Here is a 508-nt window from a genome sequence, read left to right on the forward strand (position 1 = left end):
GAAATCGTGCCGGCATGGTTGGCGTCAGACTCGGCTCCTGCCGGGAAGGGCGGCACATCATTGCCGTTGTAAAGTTGTGCGACCACGACGGGACGATCAATGTCACCCTCGATGAAATCGATCAGCACTTCGCTGCCGATGCGCGGCGTGAACTGGCTGCCCCAGTTGGGGCCGGACTGCGCTTCTGCCACGCGCACCCAGGTGCCGGAGGCGTCGTTGCCGGGGGCATTGCCGTCCTTGTCATCGAGGTTGCCTGTCTCGCGCAAGCCGCCCGGATTGGGCGACTTCCCGCGCTGCCAGTGGAACTGGACTTTGACGCGGTGATTGCGGTCCGTGGTAACGGCCGCATCCGGCAGGCCGGTCACCAGCGCAGTCTGGGTGCCACGCGCCGTGGGCTTGAGGCGCTCCGTGATTGCAGCAGGAACGATGGGGACTACCTCACGCACGGCCACGAAGCTGTTGCGGTAGGTCCCTGCCTTCAGGTCGTCCTCGGATACGCTGCCCGAAG

The 508-nt window shown here is 65.2% G+C and carries 1 protein-coding gene; it reads right to left on the minus strand.

From position 1 onward, the window contains the following. Positions 1 to 508: phage baseplate assembly protein V (locus B3873_RS19410; protein ID WP_286868369.1), on the minus strand; the 508-nt coding region annotated here is incomplete at both ends.

Origin of the sequence: Herbaspirillum sp. UBA812 (assembly GCF_002296545.1) — a bacterium.
GTDB classification, from domain to species: Bacteria; Pseudomonadota; Gammaproteobacteria; order Burkholderiales; family Burkholderiaceae_D; genus Herbaspirillum; species Herbaspirillum huttiense.